Origin of the sequence: Mesorhizobium opportunistum WSM2075, assembly GCF_000176035.2 — a bacterium.
GTDB lineage: Bacteria > Pseudomonadota > Alphaproteobacteria > Rhizobiales > Rhizobiaceae > Mesorhizobium > Mesorhizobium opportunistum.
The window spans coordinates 5,615,774-5,631,875 of record NC_015675.1; the positions used below are offsets into that span (position 1 = coordinate 5,615,774).

Below are 16,102 nucleotides of genomic sequence, written 5' to 3' on the forward strand. Positions count from 1 at the left end.
CCAATTCTCCAAACCGTAGTCTATCATGAGTGCCTCAACGAAGCCGCCTGCGCCTTAGGCGAACCTAGCTCCGCTGCGCGCATCGAAAAGGTCGTTTAAGTTCGTACTCAAGTCGCTCGACGAAGGAGCAGCTGATGCAGGCAGTCGCAGCGGATTTCGGAGCTGGTCTAAATCGCCGTGTCGCCTTTCGTTCAAGAACGGCCTCGTCACTTGGGGAACAACCATGTGCTGTCGTTTCCGTCCTGCTTGAACGCGTTGGGCGAGCACGGGCACTGTCAGGGCGCAGCGGGTCTAGGCGGCGCGCCGTTGCCTGGAAAACAGACATTTACTGGCCGGTAGCTGGCCAAGCGATTGTGCCGGTCCTCTACCGAAGGGTGGATATGGAGGTCGTCGGGCAATCTGCGAGGCTCGGCCCATGGCAAATACAAACAGAAGAGGGAGCGCCGTTTCCATTCCCGCCATTTCACGCTTTTGGGCAGGAGTTCAAGAATCCACCACCCCCAAGTCAGCGAATTGTGCAGCTCGGCTGTGGCGTCGGGCGCGACATAGGCATGTTTGCCGCCAGCCAAGACCTTGCCGTCGACAAGGTGGTCATACATTGCAACATCTATCTGCAAGCCTTGGGCGGCTGCCTCGCTGGTAAGCCAGGCCAACGGGAATTTGGAAAGCCCGCTTTCGGACTCGGGGTAGCCTCCCCCGATGTCGGAATGCACGCCCGCAAATGCCATCTGCATAGTGTCCTGTGGAACGTCGCTCGGTGGATTGGCGAAGGGGACCGGCACGTAGTTTTGTCCTGGTTCCCACCGGTTCAGCCGGAACATGCGTCGCCGCTCGTCGATCGCGACGGCCTGCCGGAAGCACCGCACGCTCGGGTTCTTGCGCGTGAACGGCAGTGTGCGCAGACTGGGCAGATAGAAACGGTCCCTGCGCGGCACAATCATCGAGGCCACAGTGTCCCACACGCCGAGGAAATGGATCGTGGCGCGCCGCGTGCCCATGATCCGTCCGAAGTCCCATGCAAGGTGAAGATTGTTCTGTTCGCTGGCCCGCTTGTATGCGGTTAAGGCATAGGTTGCGACGTTGAGCTGCTCGGGTCTGAGGAGACCCGCCATGTGGATCAATCCTGCCAGAGCACGCACCGTGTAGGAGCCGCGGCTGAACCCGAACAGGAAAAGCTTGTCACCGTCCTCATAGCGCTGACACACAAACCGGTACGCATCCATGATGTTGTCGTCCAGACCATAGCCCGTCGCCAGGCCGAAAATCCCTTTGGCGTTCTGGAGGACGTTGTTCCATTCGCTGCTGAGGCCAATCGTGCCGACACCTGGATTGTAGTAGACGATCTGCTCCTCGTTTTTTTGCGCAATCCGAAACAGCTTGAGAACATTGGACAGGTCACCTTCGACCTCGTTGCCGGTGCCGTCGCAGCAAATGACGATGTTCTTTTTCATCCAAAGACCTCGATTGCTTCATGCCGAATTTGGGCAAGGCGTCAGCCAAACAAATTTCAATAAACAGCACCGGCCACGGCCGCCGAAAAGCCCTGGCTTTTACGAGCGTCCAGTGGAGGGGGATTGCCCTTCGCTGCATGACCAGGCAGTTATCGGAGGTTCAAACCCCGTCCGCGCTTGCGTCATTTACGGTTGTTCCTGGCGCGGTCGGAGTCCTTCGGATTGCAAAAGGCTTCGGACGAATTCCAGAACTGTCTTACGAGGTGGGGACATGCTGAAAAGAAGCCTTCAGCGGATGATGATGGCCGATTGAATTTGCCCGAGGTTCAGCTGGTTTAGGATATCCTTGAGCCGCTGATTATCGGCCGGTGAAGCTTTCCCTCCTTTCTTGGGCGGTTTTCCTGGCGCAAAGCCAAAGGTTATCTTGTCCGTGTTGATGCGTTGGAGCATCGCGAGAGACCCCGGGCCTTCAAAATGGGTGAGCTTCCAGCTCGGACCGGTCGCGTTGACATTCTTGGTGATGACGAAGTTGACGAACCCTCCAAACTCACCGGCAGCGCCTTTAAGCTCGGATGGTTGACGATTGGATGACGCCAGGGCGAGGGCGACAGACTGCTTTATGCCTAGGTCGCCGGCGAGCGTTCCCACGTCGTTCGGGCAATCTTCCATCGTGTTCTTGCCGGTGGTTGCTTTAACTTTTTCGGCCTCTTGCCACAGTTCGTACTGCTCGTGGAGATCGAAATAGAGGTTTTCTGTAAAATGCTGTGTCCGCGAATTGCCAACCTTAAACCCCGCGTGAAACGCAAATGTCGGATCGACCGGAAAATTCATTTGTGGGTTCAATTCGCCGCTATCGCTGACGTCCAGTTCCAGCTGGATACCGACATCATAGTTGCTGTCGAGAAGGTCTTCCTGAGAATCGGCGCCGTCTTTCACAAGTTCGGTCAGCTCGCAGCTGAGGCGCTTGATGACATCGGTGATTTTTGGATAGCCGTAGTCCGTTCCCACATCGAATTTAGGGGTGGCACAGCCAGAAAGAACAATCGGAATTGCAAGAAGCATTCTCGCAGCCTGTCTCATGTTGTCGCCCCGGCTCACGTGCAGGCATCGTGAATGCAGGTCTCGTTTACGCCGACTTTGGCGTAATAGGACGCATCGACATGCGTCTTCAGGTACCGGTCGAGCTTCTCGCAATCCAAGGCTGGCATGGCGCAGCAGACCGTCTTCGTGCCTGGTTCACGGTGGATGGTACAGGCGTGTTTCCCGGTTCCGGCAAGTTCGCTAAGAGCTGCGGTAACGTTCGAGATATTTTCACTGGGAATGACGGCAAGCGCTTCTTTGGCAAATTTGCTGATGAGTGCTTTAGCCTTACGCCTACTGAGAACTGGAGCCATTGTACCGTCCCCCTTTGGTCCGAGGTTAAAGATCCTCTGGTCTGTCAGGGCTCCATTGTTGGGCTGATTCTTCCTGGATTTTCTTGGGCTGCAAAAAGAGTGCACAAGTTTATTTTATCGTGCCGTTGATCTTTTCTTCCGCCTCCTCCCCCGGTCCCTATTGCCTCGATCGAGTGAATAGTACCGCCCGTCGCAAAAACTCCTGAGCTATCCTTTCACGCCTGAAGCGGCTCCTTTGAACCGGAACTGTTTCTGGGTCAGTGCAGCGTGCGCCGACAACCGGCACCCTCCCCTTGGCTCCCCGTAAAAGAGTTTAGCCTCCAGCTATAATTCTCTTGGTGGGGTACTTCTCATGGCGAGGCTGCCTTTCTCCAAGAAAACCACCCCCCGATTCATCTGCTCTTTCGCTGAACGAGCTGACTGAACTTCACGACCACGTCGGCAAACAGCTGGTCGACCGGAAGGAAGCCCGCATTCAGGAATTGCAGGCGGAGCTTGACCAACTGACTGCCAGCAGTGACGGAAGCCACGGGGCCGGAAATAGCCGGAGGAAAGCGAAGGGTGGAATTGACACTGTGGGTATCAAACGGACGCACCGCGCGTCCGCAACGGAAAGACTGTCTTGAACGGCAATCGTGTCGGCAATGGCAAACTCGCCCTCGATGTCGGTAAGTCCCCCGCCAAGTCGAAGGTCACGCACCGCGGCCCGAATGGCGAGACCTGGACGTCTCGTGGCGCCAAGCCTCGGTGGCTCGTGGCCTTGATCGCTGAAGGTAAAAGCGCCGACGATTTCAAGGTCTCAGGCTAGTGGCTGATGCAGATGTACCGGTGCTGACGGAGATTGATCCTACCACGCGCGACCAGTTAAAAGCCGCAATCTCCAGCCTTGTGGCAGAGCAGTGTGACAAGAAGGCCGAGATAAGCGTTCAAACCCTGTCGAACGGTCTGATTACGATCGGCATGCACTTTAGCCTCGACATCAGAATCCAAATTGGTTGAGGCTGTCGTTCTGTAATGCCGTGAACCACGGTGGCGGTTGTCAGTAGCGTCACCAGTTGCATGATCAATTTCATGGCGTCATCCATCAACCGCCTTGCCGCAGAGGATTGCGGGCGCCCGCGCAATATTCTTTTCGGACGCCTCCATCGCCGACTGGTGTTGCGTTGGTGGCCGCCCGTTATCAACACGTTCGGGTTTCTTGTGAAGGCAGCGGCAGTCTGACACCCACCCTGCTGGCATCAACTCAAAGCAATCGTTCTTTTTTTCGGGACAATCATGGCGTGACAGGGTTCTGGCTGTCCCGTGACCTCACGGCACCCATTCGGTGACCGGCCATCGTACTGCGGGGAAATGACAGCAAGCGCATCGTTCGCTTTGCTCTCCTCTCGTCCAGTGTCCCGCAGGTCTGCGGCAGCCTCAGCGGCTGTCTCCGATCTTCCACGGGTTCGAAAGTATTTCTCTACGTTATATGATGAGTAGTTTTAAAAGATAATGTACAGGGCGATATAACAGAAATCAATATTGTATAGAAGTCGCATGAGAAGATATATACTAAAAAGATAAATGTAAAAATAGGGCTGGAAATCCGCCAGGGTATCTGCTATCGTAGGGAATGAACCAGGAGGCGGCGATGGGCGCGGAAATCAGGATTGAACAGAAAGCAAGCAGCGAAAGCGTTTCCGGAGCCGATGTGGCGCTTGGGAGCATTGCGCTTGCCCGGGTGATTGCCGAAGTGCGATCTGGCGAGAGCTCGCCTGTGACGCTCGCCGGCTCGTACAACCGAACCTACAATCGGCACAATCGGTGACGTCGCAGCACGTTGGCAGCCGCCAGCTGGATACGGTTCTTCTTAAGGTAGCCAGCAGGTGCAATCTCGATTGCAGCTATTGCTACATTTATCACATGGGCGACGAGGCTTGGCGTTCCCAGCCCAAGCAGATGTCGGATGCCGTTATCCAGATGGTCGCACAGCGGCTTTCGGATCAGTTAGCGTTGCAGGCCGTTCCTTTCAGTGTCGTGCTTCATGGCGGCGAGCCGCTGTTGCTCGGTGCCACCCGGCTCGAGCACTTCTGCGCAACTCTACGAGGTGTTCTGCCACATCCGTGCGGCATTCACATCCAGACCAACGGCGCTCTGATCAGCGATCGGATAATCGATGTGCTTGTGCGTTACGATGTTGGCGTATCGGTCAGTATCGACGGACCCCAGGCTGTGCATGACCGGTTCCGTCTCGACCATCGCGGTAAAGGGTCGTTCGCTCGCGTGCGAGCCGGTGTCGAGCGTCTCATGGCAAGGGAGGACTCCAGAGCGTTGTTGGCAGGAGTGCTTGCCGTCATCGATCCCGATAGCAATCCGGCCGAGGTCTACGCCGCTCTAAAACAAACGGGCGCAATGAGCTTCGACGTACTGCCGCGCGACGGCAATTGGGACAAACTCCCATTCGGCAAGCGTTCCGCCAAGACGATAGAGTATGGCATTTGGCTGGAGGGTCTCTTGGACGTTTATCTGGCCGACCCCCATCCTCCCACCATCCGTCTGCTCGATGATATCCTTCGCCTCCTGCTCGGTGGGCGATCGATGAAGGAGGGTGTGGGAACCGCGGATTACGGCATCTTGGTGATCGAACCAGATGGCACGATTGAAAAGAACGATACTCTGAAGGTTGCCGGCGCAGGCGCCGACCGCTTCGATCAGCGCTGGTCAGTTTTCGATCATAGCTTCAACGATGTCTTTGGGAGCGACGAGTTCAGTGCCTATTATCACCAGCAGCGACCTATATCAGCGATCTGCGCAAGTTGCCCCGATCTTGCAGTGTGCGGAGGCGGAATGGTAGCGCATCGTTGGAGCGCGGAGCGCGGTTATGACAACCCCTCAATTTTCTGCGCCGATCAACGGCATCTTATTGCGCGCATGCGCCGCGTGGTCGAAGCCGCCGAACGTCAAGAACTTTGAGGAACTGAACAATGCGCCGTGACCCGATCGCGCCACCTGAACAAAAGCCGCCGGAGATTGACCTCGCACTGGTCGATAGTGTTGCACTCCAGCGTCTTATCGCCGAAGTTCGCCAGAAAGATCTCGAAGGTCCGCTGGATGTGACGCTCTACAACCGCACCTATCACAGGCATAACCGCTGAGCTGATCATGACAACTTTTCGCTGGGCCGATCCGCATGCGCCTATGACCCCAGGTCAGCCTGTGGAGAAGCCCTTTCGCTATTTCGTGGCCGAGCGCTGCTGCACGCCGGACATCGAGGCGGCGCTGCTGGACTGGTTCGAAACCACCGCGCCATGGAAGTTGGTCGAAACCGACTTTTATGAGCAGTTCGAATTTGACATGCGTGATGCCGACATTCCTGCGGCAATCGCCGTCCTTATCGCCCCTGCGACGCTCGACACGCTGCGTCAAAAGATAGAAGACGCGCTTGACACAAGGCTCAGTCCCGACGTCCAACTGGTTGCGCATAGGCTGGATCCTGGACAGCGTATCGCCATTCACAATGACTTACGCGAGGGGGGCGAGACGCATCGGTTCACGGTCCAACTCAATCGTGGTCTTTCCGATGAAGACGGTGGCTTTTTCATGCTTTTCAACAGTGACGATGCCAACGACGTTCACCGTATACTGCGGCCCATCTCTGGCACTGCGATCGGGTTCGCCATCTCGTCAAACTCGCACCATGCCGTATCGCGCGTCCACGGTGGGGTGCGTTTCACGCTCGTTTACTCTTTCTATGCCGCTAAAAACTGACATTGCAGTGGACCTCGTCCGTCGCCTGCATAGCAACGAGCCCTGTTGGTTTCCGGGCCTTGCAGAAACACTGGTCGCCAGGTTTTGGGCAGACATGCCTGGCCAAAATAGGTCTGGCTACACCACGGCGAGGTGGATCGGTGCAGTCAGTCTCGCGCTGGTGCCCGTGCCTGCCCAACCGCAAATGGTCGTTGAACAGTTGCCCGCACCATTCACCGAGAAATTCGACGACGGGGATTTCTCCGCGACTGCGCCTGAGGCGGCGCGTGCAATTTCCGGGGCCCTTAAGTGCTTGGCTTTCGGGCAGGCCTCCGATGCCGTAACCAGTCTGATCCGATCGGTCCACACCATCCTGCCCTGCGCGCCGGGATATGACTGCAGTCACTCCGAACCAACGGTCCCATTTTCGGTGTTCGTTTCAGTACCCCTGGGAGAGCGCCACACCATGTTGCGTCTCGCGGAATCGCTCCTGCATGAAGCAATGCATCTTCAACTTACTCTTATCGAGCAATGCGAGCCGATTGTTGCCGAACAGGCCGCCCATGGCTATTCGCCCTGGCAGCAACGCCAGCGCCCGGTACAAGGCCTCGTTCACGGTCTCTATGTGTTCACGGCTATAAGTGAGTGGCTGTCGATCATAGGCGCCAACCCCGAGCAGTCCAGCGAAGATCGAGCGTATGCAGACAGGCGCTTGCGCGAGATTGGCGAGGAGATCGACCAAGTTTCTGAACTTGCTGCCTCCCCCGGGCTCACTGATTTTGGACGTAGGCTCGTCCGCTCCCTGCTCGATCGGTCAGGGCCTGACCCACAGCGCTCTGTTCTGGTGAGTTAGGCAGCGAGTTGGGTCTAGGTAGGCAAATACGTCTTGCCCGCAGCGCATGCGGTTAGGTGATCAGCGGCAGCTGCGCTGAATTTCGCATTCGGCAGGACCGCTGCGGCAAGCTGTGCCCGAACTCTCGCCACGAAATCGACGGCGTCGGGCCGCACGTCGTTCTCAAGAAGCACCACACTCTCATACAGAACACTCAATGTTTCCAGATACAACAGACGATCGCGCCCCAGCGTGGTTCGGTCGAGCGCCAGCAATTCAATGGTGATGGTCCCTTGTGGTGTCAGTCCAATGGGTGCTTCGCCGCGGAAGACGATGTGCTGGCGTGGATCGGCTTCGCCATAGGGATCAATCAGCAGCGGCTCCTCTTTGGTGAGGTCGTCGTGGTGACTTCGCGCCCGAGCTCCCTCAACTGCAAGGGGAAAACGATCTCGCTTCCGATATTCGTTGCAGTCGGGACATGCGTAGGAAAGGTTGTTCCATGCATATCCAACCCAATAATAACCGGGGTAGATTTTTCCACCACCAGTATCAATTGCTCCCTTGGGCCGGTAGTGCTCGACGTCACCGGCTACATTAGCGTCAAAGATTGCTTCGCAGAAGCCGCACTTGTCGTGCTGATCAGCCTTCAGGCGCCGCTTTACGACGTCGGTGCCATAGATTCCGTTCGAGATATCGAATTTCGCGACGCCTTTGGTGTAGGCTGTCGGGTCGGCGTCATAGGCGTCACAATTATCGGTATTGGCACGAACGCCGCGTTTGAGCGACGAGGGCACGGTCGTGGACTTTGTGTAACCAATCATTTCGGCCGTGTCGCAAGCAGATGGGCCGCTTCACGGATCAGTTCGGCCGCCTTCAGGTCATCTGGATCGAGTTCACTTGGGATAGCCGCGACCAGGATATTCGCCTCATTGAGCCGCGCCTTCTCAGTTGCGTTAAGCCGTTTCTTGCCGAGCAATGCGCGCCGTGTCTGGAACGCTTCGACGATCTCTGGCGAATAGGGATCGAGGTCGTGAAGCAGGCTGACGCTGACCTGATCGAGCCGCCAACTGCTTACTGTTTTTGGATCATTGTCGATGCTCGCATGATCACCATCGCGCTTAACCACGGCTATATTGGTGTCGAGGTATGTTTGGGCGAGCACAGGACTGTGTGTGGTGACAATGAACTGGACTCGCGGAAACACCTTTGACAGATCGCGGCGAATGCGCCGTTGCCATTTCGGATGAAGGTGCAGATCGAGCTCGTCGATCAATACGATAGCTGGCTCGCGTAACGGATCTTCAGAGGTGGTGTGGTGTTGAGCCATGCGCCACGCCAGATCAACGGTCCAGGCAAACATAGTCTGATACCCGACACTGAGTGACTGAAGCGGAACTTCACCGGAGTAGGTTTCGATCCATACACCCGATGGTTTGTCGGGCTGGCTCGGCGATGGCGGGCCGTAAACGTGAATGCGCTTGGGATCCCCAATCTCGGGCAGGATTTCCGCAAGCGCAGACTTGATGTTGACGTAGAGGGCCTTCGACTGCTTGTCCTTGCGCAAGGTGAGATGGTCGAGATTCTCCAAAACTTGCACTGCATCCGCAAGTTCGATCTCGGGATTGAACAGCGAGGCTGCGGGATCATCATGATCCGCAACCACCTCGCTGCGCCGGTAAGGCGGATGGCGAGCCGCGCTATATGCAACCAGCAACGGGGCTACAACGTCACGCCGCTTGACATTCGTGAATTCGAATTCACTCAAGTCTCTCTGCTTGGTTCGAAACGTGGCGCCTGTCGTAACCGGCTTGCTGTGATTTTTCGGCAGCTCACTGGAACGCAACTCCCGACCAACCGAGAACTCGGCCTCAAGTTCCACCTGCAGCTCGTCACCAATTCGCGCCAGCTCGACCAGCAGATTGTCATCGTAAATTGGCAGAGCCGGTTCGACGCGATCCGGAGGACGTGCGTCGGTCTTTCCGCTCTGTTCCACATTCAAAATCGGCCGCATCAATGCAAGGCACTGTAGCAAGGTGGTCTTGCCCAGCCCGTTCTCACCTAGGATCAGCGTCCAGGGCGCCGGCCTTCCGTCGAGGCGCAGATCGAGCACCGTTCCTGGGGTGAAGGCCTTGACGTTGGAAAGCCGCAGCTCGCAGTAGTAGACGAAATTTGCGTCGTTGGCGCTCATTTGCCCTCGCCCTTTTTTAAACGATGCCATAGCATGCAGCGGCACCGATTCGTGGCCCTTTTGAAAAAGAGGCATTTAGACGAGGCGGATGCTCAGCACTTCCAGGCCTTTCTTGCCCTGCCCGCATTCCACCAACACCATTTGCCCCTCCAATAGCTCGCTGATCCCTGAGCGTGTAAGGGCAGTGGCGTGGACGAAGGCATCCTTCTCACCTTTGTTGGGGGCGATAAAGCCGAAGCCCTTTTGGGGATCATACCACTTGACCGTGCCCTCGCACTCCACCCGCGCGTCCGTTCCGGCAATGACCCCTTCAGCGAGGCGCACCTGCGAGGGAGTTTTTGCGATCTGGCTGCTGATCTCCCGGACTTTCGTCACCTGGTGTCCTCTCGGTCTTTCCTCAATCGTGACCTTGAGGCGAGTCCCCTCGCAAACATCGCGAGTGCCGCTTGCCTCCAGCACCCGAACGGGCAGATAAGCCTCAGTGCCGTCCAGCAGTTTCACGAAGCCAAAACCCTTGCCGGCGTTGAACCACATCACCTCGGCATTGACCGCGTCCGCGGTTACCGCTGAAGGCCGCTGAAAGTAGCTCGGCTCGGAAGTATGCTCCGGAAATGAAACCGGGCCATCGTCATGACGCCGCCGGCGCGGCTCGCGATGGTCTCTATATTTGCCCATGATTGTCTCGACCAGTATGGAGGAAGCGCTGCGCTTCCACGACGATAATCTCCATCGGGGGACGCCGGCAAGGCGAGGACCACCCAGCTGAAGTCTCTGCGAGGTACGCACATCCTCGAGGCTGGCGACCGTAAATGGATTTCAGCAGAATGTCAGCCGCCAAAACGCAAACTCTTGTTGTTGATAATGGCCATGACCGCTGGAAATAGAACCAGGATGGCATGGTCGCGAACCCTCATATGCGCCCGCATCGTGTTCGGGCGGTATCAATCCCGGAAACGATATCGTCCGCGACATTTCCGCGATCGCTGCCGTGGCGACAGAAAAATACGAGCGATGCGATAGCGAGGAGCGCTTGCTTCACCATCCAGATCAGACTTAACGGGTTCAGGACTCCTTGCGACGAACCCTAGAACGGCTCGTAGCGCAGCGGCATATTGAGAGTGATTTCAGCCGCGACCGCAGGTAAGACGGCGATACCGTCGGCCAGCGCAATCGCCATTAGGTTGGCGGAGGATCCGCGCTCGAGGAGTTTGATTACAGGTTCGCCTGTAACGGTTCGACCAGAGATCCGAACGGGAACAAACTCGGCCCGGCCCTGTCTCTTTTTGCAGCTGAAACCAGCCACAGCCGAAAACCATTGTGACTGGATCTCGGCAATACCGGCCAGCCTGCGTAATGCGGGCAGGACGATCTGACGGAATGTGATCAGGGCCGCATTGGGCGTACCCGGCAACCCAGCAAAGAGCATGTCATCGATCTTCCCAACCTTTAACGGCTTGCCCGGGCGCATCGCGACCTCAACGACATCGAGACTGGCGCCCTGACGCAAGACCGCAGCTGCTATATGATCTTCTTCACCAGCCGAGACGCCCCCCGTGGTCACCAGCGCGTCACAGGATGAAACGGCGCGCGCGACGACGTCGGCAATCAGGTCCTGATTGTCTGGCACCGTGCCGAAATCGATGATATCCGCCCAGGGGCAGGCAGCGAGCAGTGATTGCAGCATGACCCGGTTCGAGTTGTAGATCTTGCCGTGTTCAAGAGACTGTCCCGGCTCCGTCAATTCCGAACCCGTGCAGAGCAAGCCGACCCGAAGCTTTTTCAGCACCACGACATCGACAGCGTCTACGGCGGCCAGCAGCGTCAGGTCCCTGCTTGATAGCGCCTTGCCTTGCTCGACAAGCACCGATCCTGGGATGACGTCCTCGCCAGCGAGACGCACGTGCCGCCCCGGTAACGGTTGCTCGAACACCGTAACCGTGTCCCCGAAGCGTTCGCATTGCTCCTGCATGACCACGGCGTCAAAGCCACGTGGCACGGGGGCGCCAGAAAAGATCCTGATCGCCATTCCCGTATCCGGGTGGACGTGAAAGCGCACGTCGCCGGCGACAACTCGCTCGGCCACCCGCAACGCCCACGGTCCGTCCCCGACAAGATCCGAGGTGCGTACAGCAAACCCATCCATGGCGGAATTATCGAACTGCGGCAGAGCGATCGTTGAGCCGATGGCGACCGCACAAAGACGGCCCAACGCGTCGGCCAGCGAGAGACGTTCCCAGAACTGCGTAGGCTGAGCGAGGGCTGCCGCCTTCGCGACCGCAACGTCGAAGGGAATAGCTTCTTTACCTCGCTCTCCCGAGTCGGCATCCAGGAAAGATGGTGTGGTGTGAAACACTATGATCGCTCCCGTCTACGCCTGTCCCAGACACGTTGGCCTGGTCGCCAGTTCGAGACACTCCTACGTAAGCAATGACGTGGTCGATGTCATGAGGACATTCTGTTTGAAGGCCGACTAGATTGCCGCAGCAGTTTGCCCGCGACCGATGCCCGTCTTTGGCCGACATAACGTCGTCACGCAGGCCTACAGCCGTACAAGGCCGTTCCCATGAGATCGGCGTCTCGGCTGCCACCGTTAGCCGCGTCTAAAGCGCCGGACTGTCGACCTCTATTCCGTTCGATTCGTTGTCGTAAGGAAAAAACGACGGGTCGTGCGCCACTCAACCGGCTGGAGGTCTATGAAGGCTCGATCAGCAGTGAGGATGACGATGACGTCACCAAGCACGAGTTCGAATCTTCGTTCAAGGCTAATCTAATGCAAGTATCCGCAGACCGTTAACGGCAGGTATGGCCGCCTGCGCGACTGACTGGATCGCCAGCGTTACCCAAGGAAGTGGTCCCGCTCCGATTGAGGTGGTTGAAGAGCCACTTTGCGACGCATGGGGCAAGGTAGGATCCGATCAGGGAACTTTGGTCACGCGCTGTCCGCCTGCAATATCTCGACCGATCCAGCGTGATCACGCGATCGATCGTTTTCGACCGGAATCAATCGCCAAATACTACGCATCTCACCAGTGGCGGCTTTGCGCCTCAAATTCGGCCGTCCAAGCAGCCGTTACGCTAACCTATTAGCGGACGATGGAGGAGGTACCGAGCGATTGGTTGTCGCCAAGCCTGCGTTCGAACGCTCGGTACTCTTGGCTCGATGAAGGTATTGGGCAATGCTGGCCAACGGCACGGGCTTCGGACGGTGACGGTTCCGGCCTATTAAAGATCGCATAGGGGCTGGTGCTGCGTCACAATTCGGGCTTCACTAGCGTGAACCACAACACACAACGTGGCTCCTCGTGGTATTCGACAGTTGTCGTTGAAGATGCTCTAGCCGCGAGAGGAGCGGCCATGCAGTATCAGGACGCAGATTGTCGACGTAAAGAAGTCAAGTAGCGATTGATGTTCCGTACGAAATATTCCGACGGTGTCAAGAATGCCCGGGAAGCGCAGAAACCCGTCGCTGAGCTACCGCCTTTCGATCCGGAGCGGCTGCGAAGTAAGGGGCTGCTGGCGGGCCTCCTTTCCCGAGTACTTGAGAACCCGCGCGGCTGGCTCGCCCTCCTGCGGCGGTTCTGGCCCACGGTGGTCATCGGACGCATCGCTCTTGTCACCAAGGCGGCCGATGTGCGGGACATCCTTGAGCGGCAGGAATTCGAGACGCCGTTCGGTCGCGACATGGCCGAAATGGCCGGAGGCGTGAATTTCATTCTGGGCATGCAGGACGGCTCGGACTATCGCCGCATGAAATCCGTTATCCTCTCCGCTTTCCCGCCCGTCGAGGTAGAGGCGCGAGTACGTCCTATCGCTCGATTACACTCGCGAGCGCTCGCGCGGACCGCTATGCCGGGGTTCAACGCCATCGAACTCCTGAAGATCGTCCCGGTCCGCATCTGCCGGGATTATTTCGGCCTCGCCTTCGATAACGACGAGGAGTTCGCCGACTGGTCGATCGCGCTGAGCTCCCAATTATTTTTTAACCCGTTTGAAAAGGCCGCGACGCGCGAATTAGCGAGCGTCGCCGCGTACAGGATGCGCGACGTCATCAACCAGTCGATCGAAACGGTGCTTGCCGGCAGCAAGACCGACAAGCCGCTCGCCCGCCTGGTGGCGATCCACGAAGCTGGGAGGCTGTCCCTTGATGACATACGTTCCATCATGATGGGCATGGTGTCGAGCTTCGCGCCGACCAATCTGCTTGCCGGGGGCAACGCGCTCGACGTTGTGCTTAACCGCACCGACGCGCGTAAGGCCGTGCAGGACGCAATCGACTCAGGCAACGATGCCGCGCTCGACAAGGCCATCCTCGAGGCCATGCGCTTTAAGCCAATCTATCTCGGGCCATTACGCTATGTCGCGCGCGACGCCGTCATCGCCAGTGGCACGCGGCGGGAAAAAACTCTGCGCGCGGGAACGATCGTCATACCCTCTATCCTATCGGCGATGTTTGACAAAGACGCTGTGATCGATCCCGAGCGATTCGACACCAGCCGTCCCGGCAGAGATTACCTACTTTACGGCCACGGCTTGCACCTTTGCATAGGCGCGGAGGTCGCGCGGGTGCAAATCGCGGAGAGTTTTCGCGCGCTCTTTGCCAAGGCCGGCCTTCAACGCGCCGCAGGCTCAATTGGTCGGCTGACACGGCGTGGCACCTATCCCGAGAGGCTCTGCGTTGAGTTCGACGTGGCTGACGCCTGGAAGACGTCTCTTGATCTCAGTCAGTACGATCCTAGTATTTCTTCCCTATGTGAATTGATTATCCGCTTTCTCATCGCCAGATCATCTACGCATTCTGATCGAATAAGCCTAAGCCGACTTTGTGGTATAACAGGGAAGCGAGCGCCCGACGTAGATTTAATGACAGCCATAACTATACTTACGCAATCCAGGCAACCTGTCCTATCAGTGGCGTACTACTCGATAGACAAATATGGAAGGTTCGAAAAAGTAAATAGAAAAGATATAAATACAGAATCTTTTATAGATGATATCGATAAACAACCATTGATGTTTAAGGATACTTTCCCAATTTTTTATGCCTCGGATGAATTCAGAAAGGTAAATATCGGTGTTAAAAGAACGTAATACGAAAACTAGAGCTCAAGCAGATGATATTGAGCATCTTCGATATTCACTTCAGGATCTTCTGACGCTGATGCCCGATACGGCAAGTAGAATTCGATTTAATTACTGCTTTTCGATCAATAATGATCAACGGACGGAATGTGTCAATTGTGCCATAGAGTATGCAGGCAAAGAGTTAGCGAGGTGGGTTCAATATAAGCAGCGTCACTCCGAAGACGCACTCACAGTAGAGATTGTATCACTGTTAAGATCGATGGGGATGTCGGCAACTCATGACTCCGCTATTGGAGGGCATTGTGATATTGCAATAGAAGGTCGAGATGATTTTCTTTGGATTGGAGAGGCAAAAATAAATCGAGGCTGTGGATATTTGTACGCGGGTTTAAAGCAACTTCTCACTCGATACTCTACAGGCGCACCAGGCCAGAACACGGGAGGCATCATTGTTTATTGCTTCAACAGTCGAATTGATAGGGCGATGCAGAAATGGCGCCAATACGTCGGAAAGATGCAACCGGCGACACACATTACTCAAGCGGTATCTGATCCGTCTTGGTTTGCCAGTTCTCATCGTCACCAGCGAACAGGCCGTCCGTTCGTCGTAAGACATGTGGCGATCTCGCTGCATTTTGATCCACAGGACCGACACTAAGATATGAACTTATCGGCCGCTGAGCGTCAAATTCTGATATCCGCGCGGCCCTAATCAGCCCCTTTGCTGGGCTCAATGCGCCACTCGAAAAAATTTGTTTCCTTATCGTTGCTCCTAACTCAATCGATTGGCATGTCAGGTGCGAGTAAGCTGCTGATGCGCTGAGGTCGTCGCACCAGGGATGTGCGAGAAATCAAGATTATCCCACCGCTCCTGCCAGCCTAACGATAACTGGCCACCTTCTGCCCGACGCGAAGATATTGCCAAGCACATGACATGCTACCAGCGTAAGTTTCTGAAATACCTCGTCCGAGAGCGGTAGCAGGTCACCACTGAAGGTCTTATAGCGCCACGAGCAGGAAAGACGTACCAAATCGGGTTGATCGAAAAGTTCATAATCCTCGGGATCAGTGCCACTCCCACCCCGTATCAACGGCAACAATGTCTCTGGTCGACAGCAACAGAGCACGATCAGCAAGGAAACGCATGAAAAGCGCTCGGCCGACGAGCGATATGGCGTCTTCTCCTGAGAGCGCACTATCCGTCTTCAGAGAGGAGATGGCTTGATCGAGCGGTTTGAGAATGACGCCGGTGATCCACCGAGTCCTATCATCGATTTCCGCAGCAGGACGTAGGTTCCCGAGACGTGCAAACGTCAACTCGGCCTATCGGTGCCGGTATCCAAGCAATGATTTAGAAGGGTTTTGGATGACTATCGAGTAGACATATTGCTCATCGGTATCCCGCACGTCCCGCCGGACGGTATTCAAA

15 protein-coding genes are annotated in these 16,102 nt (G+C 56.4%); 8 read left to right on the forward strand and 7 right to left on the reverse strand.

Features of this window, described 5'->3' with window-relative positions:
* Positions 1–275 precede the first annotated feature (275 nt).
* From MESOP_RS27160 to MESOP_RS35305, 3 genes are all read right to left on the reverse strand, one after another.
* Entirely contained in the window at positions 276–1,451 is a 1,176-nt protein-coding gene (locus MESOP_RS27160; RefSeq protein WP_013896544.1) for a DUF2235 domain-containing protein, read from the reverse strand.
* 288 nt (positions 1,452–1,739) lie between these two features.
* Positions 1,740–2,513 carry a hypothetical protein gene (locus tag MESOP_RS27165; protein ID WP_013896545.1) on the reverse strand — a complete coding sequence of 258 codons (774 nt, stop codon included), beginning with the start codon at positions 2,511–2,513 and terminating at the stop codon, positions 1,740–1,742.
* A gap of 32 nt (positions 2,514–2,545) precedes the next feature.
* Positions 2,546–2,845, reverse strand: coding sequence for a hypothetical protein (locus MESOP_RS35305; protein WP_013896546.1), 300 nt, complete (start codon positions 2,843–2,845; stop codon positions 2,546–2,548).
* Between the two features lie 622 nt (positions 2,846–3,467).
* On the opposite strand from MESOP_RS35305, the gene MESOP_RS27170 reads away from it, so the two are divergent.
* The 7 genes from MESOP_RS27170 (at position 3,468) to MESOP_RS27195 (ending at position 7,424) form a co-directional block, all read left to right on the forward strand.
* A complete protein-coding gene (locus MESOP_RS27170; RefSeq protein ID WP_041164361.1) occupies positions 3,468–3,653 on the forward strand; it encodes an H-NS family nucleoid-associated regulatory protein in 186 nt (61 codons plus the stop codon).
* Entirely contained in the window at positions 3,653–3,844 is a 192-nt protein-coding gene (locus MESOP_RS27175; RefSeq protein WP_041164362.1) for a hypothetical protein, read from the forward strand. Before MESOP_RS27170 ends, MESOP_RS27175 begins: the two co-directional genes overlap by 1 nt.
* 631 nt (positions 3,845–4,475) lie before the next feature.
* A complete protein-coding gene (yhhA, locus tag MESOP_RS35850) occupies positions 4,476–4,652 on the forward strand; it encodes a YhhA family cyclophane-containing RiPP (protein WP_013896547.1) in 177 nt (58 codons plus the stop codon).
* Complete coding sequence (yhhB, locus tag MESOP_RS27185; RefSeq protein WP_013896548.1) at positions 4,649–5,797, forward strand: cyclophane-forming radical SAM/SPASM peptide maturase YhhB; 1,149 nt, start codon at positions 4,649–4,651, stop codon at positions 5,795–5,797. Before yhhA (MESOP_RS35850) ends, yhhB begins: the two co-directional genes overlap by 4 nt.
* Before the next feature lie 11 nt (positions 5,798–5,808).
* Positions 5,809–5,979, forward strand: a complete 171-nt coding sequence (gene yhhA / locus MESOP_RS35855) for a YhhA family cyclophane-containing RiPP (protein ID WP_013896549.1) — start codon at positions 5,809–5,811, stop codon at positions 5,977–5,979.
* A gap of 7 nt (positions 5,980–5,986) precedes the next feature.
* Positions 5,987–6,592, forward strand: coding sequence for a cyclophane-containing peptide 2OG-Fe(II) oxygenase YhhC (yhhC, locus tag MESOP_RS27190; protein WP_013896550.1), 606 nt, complete (start codon positions 5,987–5,989; stop codon positions 6,590–6,592).
* A gap of 184 nt (positions 6,593–6,776) precedes the next feature.
* On the forward strand, positions 6,777–7,424 hold the full coding sequence (locus MESOP_RS27195; RefSeq protein ID WP_150111233.1) for an aKG-HExxH-type peptide beta-hydroxylase: 648 nt from the start codon (positions 6,777–6,779) through the stop codon (positions 7,422–7,424).
* A gap of 14 nt (positions 7,425–7,438) precedes the next feature.
* Here the strand turns inward: MESOP_RS27195 and MESOP_RS27200 are convergent, their stop codons facing one another.
* From MESOP_RS27200 to MESOP_RS27215, 4 genes are all read right to left on the reverse strand, one after another.
* Positions 7,439–8,224 carry an HNH endonuclease family protein gene (locus tag MESOP_RS27200; protein WP_013896552.1) on the reverse strand — a complete coding sequence of 262 codons (786 nt, stop codon included), beginning with the start codon at positions 8,222–8,224 and terminating at the stop codon, positions 7,439–7,441.
* Entirely contained in the window at positions 8,221–9,591 is a 1,371-nt protein-coding gene (locus tag MESOP_RS27205) for an AAA family ATPase (RefSeq protein WP_013896553.1), read from the reverse strand. Before MESOP_RS27205 ends, MESOP_RS27200 begins: the two co-directional genes overlap by 4 nt.
* A 75-nt stretch (positions 9,592–9,666) precedes the next feature.
* The gene (locus tag MESOP_RS36620) at positions 9,667–10,266 is read right to left on the reverse strand and encodes a cold-shock protein (RefSeq protein WP_013896554.1); all 600 of its coding nucleotides are present in this window, start codon (positions 10,264–10,266) and stop codon (positions 9,667–9,669) included.
* A gap of 409 nt (positions 10,267–10,675) precedes the next feature.
* Complete coding sequence (locus MESOP_RS27215; protein ID WP_013896555.1) at positions 10,676–11,944, reverse strand: molybdopterin molybdotransferase MoeA; 1,269 nt, start codon at positions 11,942–11,944, stop codon at positions 10,676–10,678.
* 1,052 nt (positions 11,945–12,996) lie between these two features.
* On the opposite strand from MESOP_RS27215, the gene MESOP_RS27220 reads away from it, so the two are divergent.
* Positions 12,997–14,679 (forward strand): cytochrome P450, encoded by a 1,683-nt coding sequence (locus MESOP_RS27220; RefSeq protein WP_013896556.1) that lies wholly within the window; start codon positions 12,997–12,999, stop codon positions 14,677–14,679.
* The last annotated feature ends 1,423 nt before the right edge of the window (positions 14,680–16,102 follow it).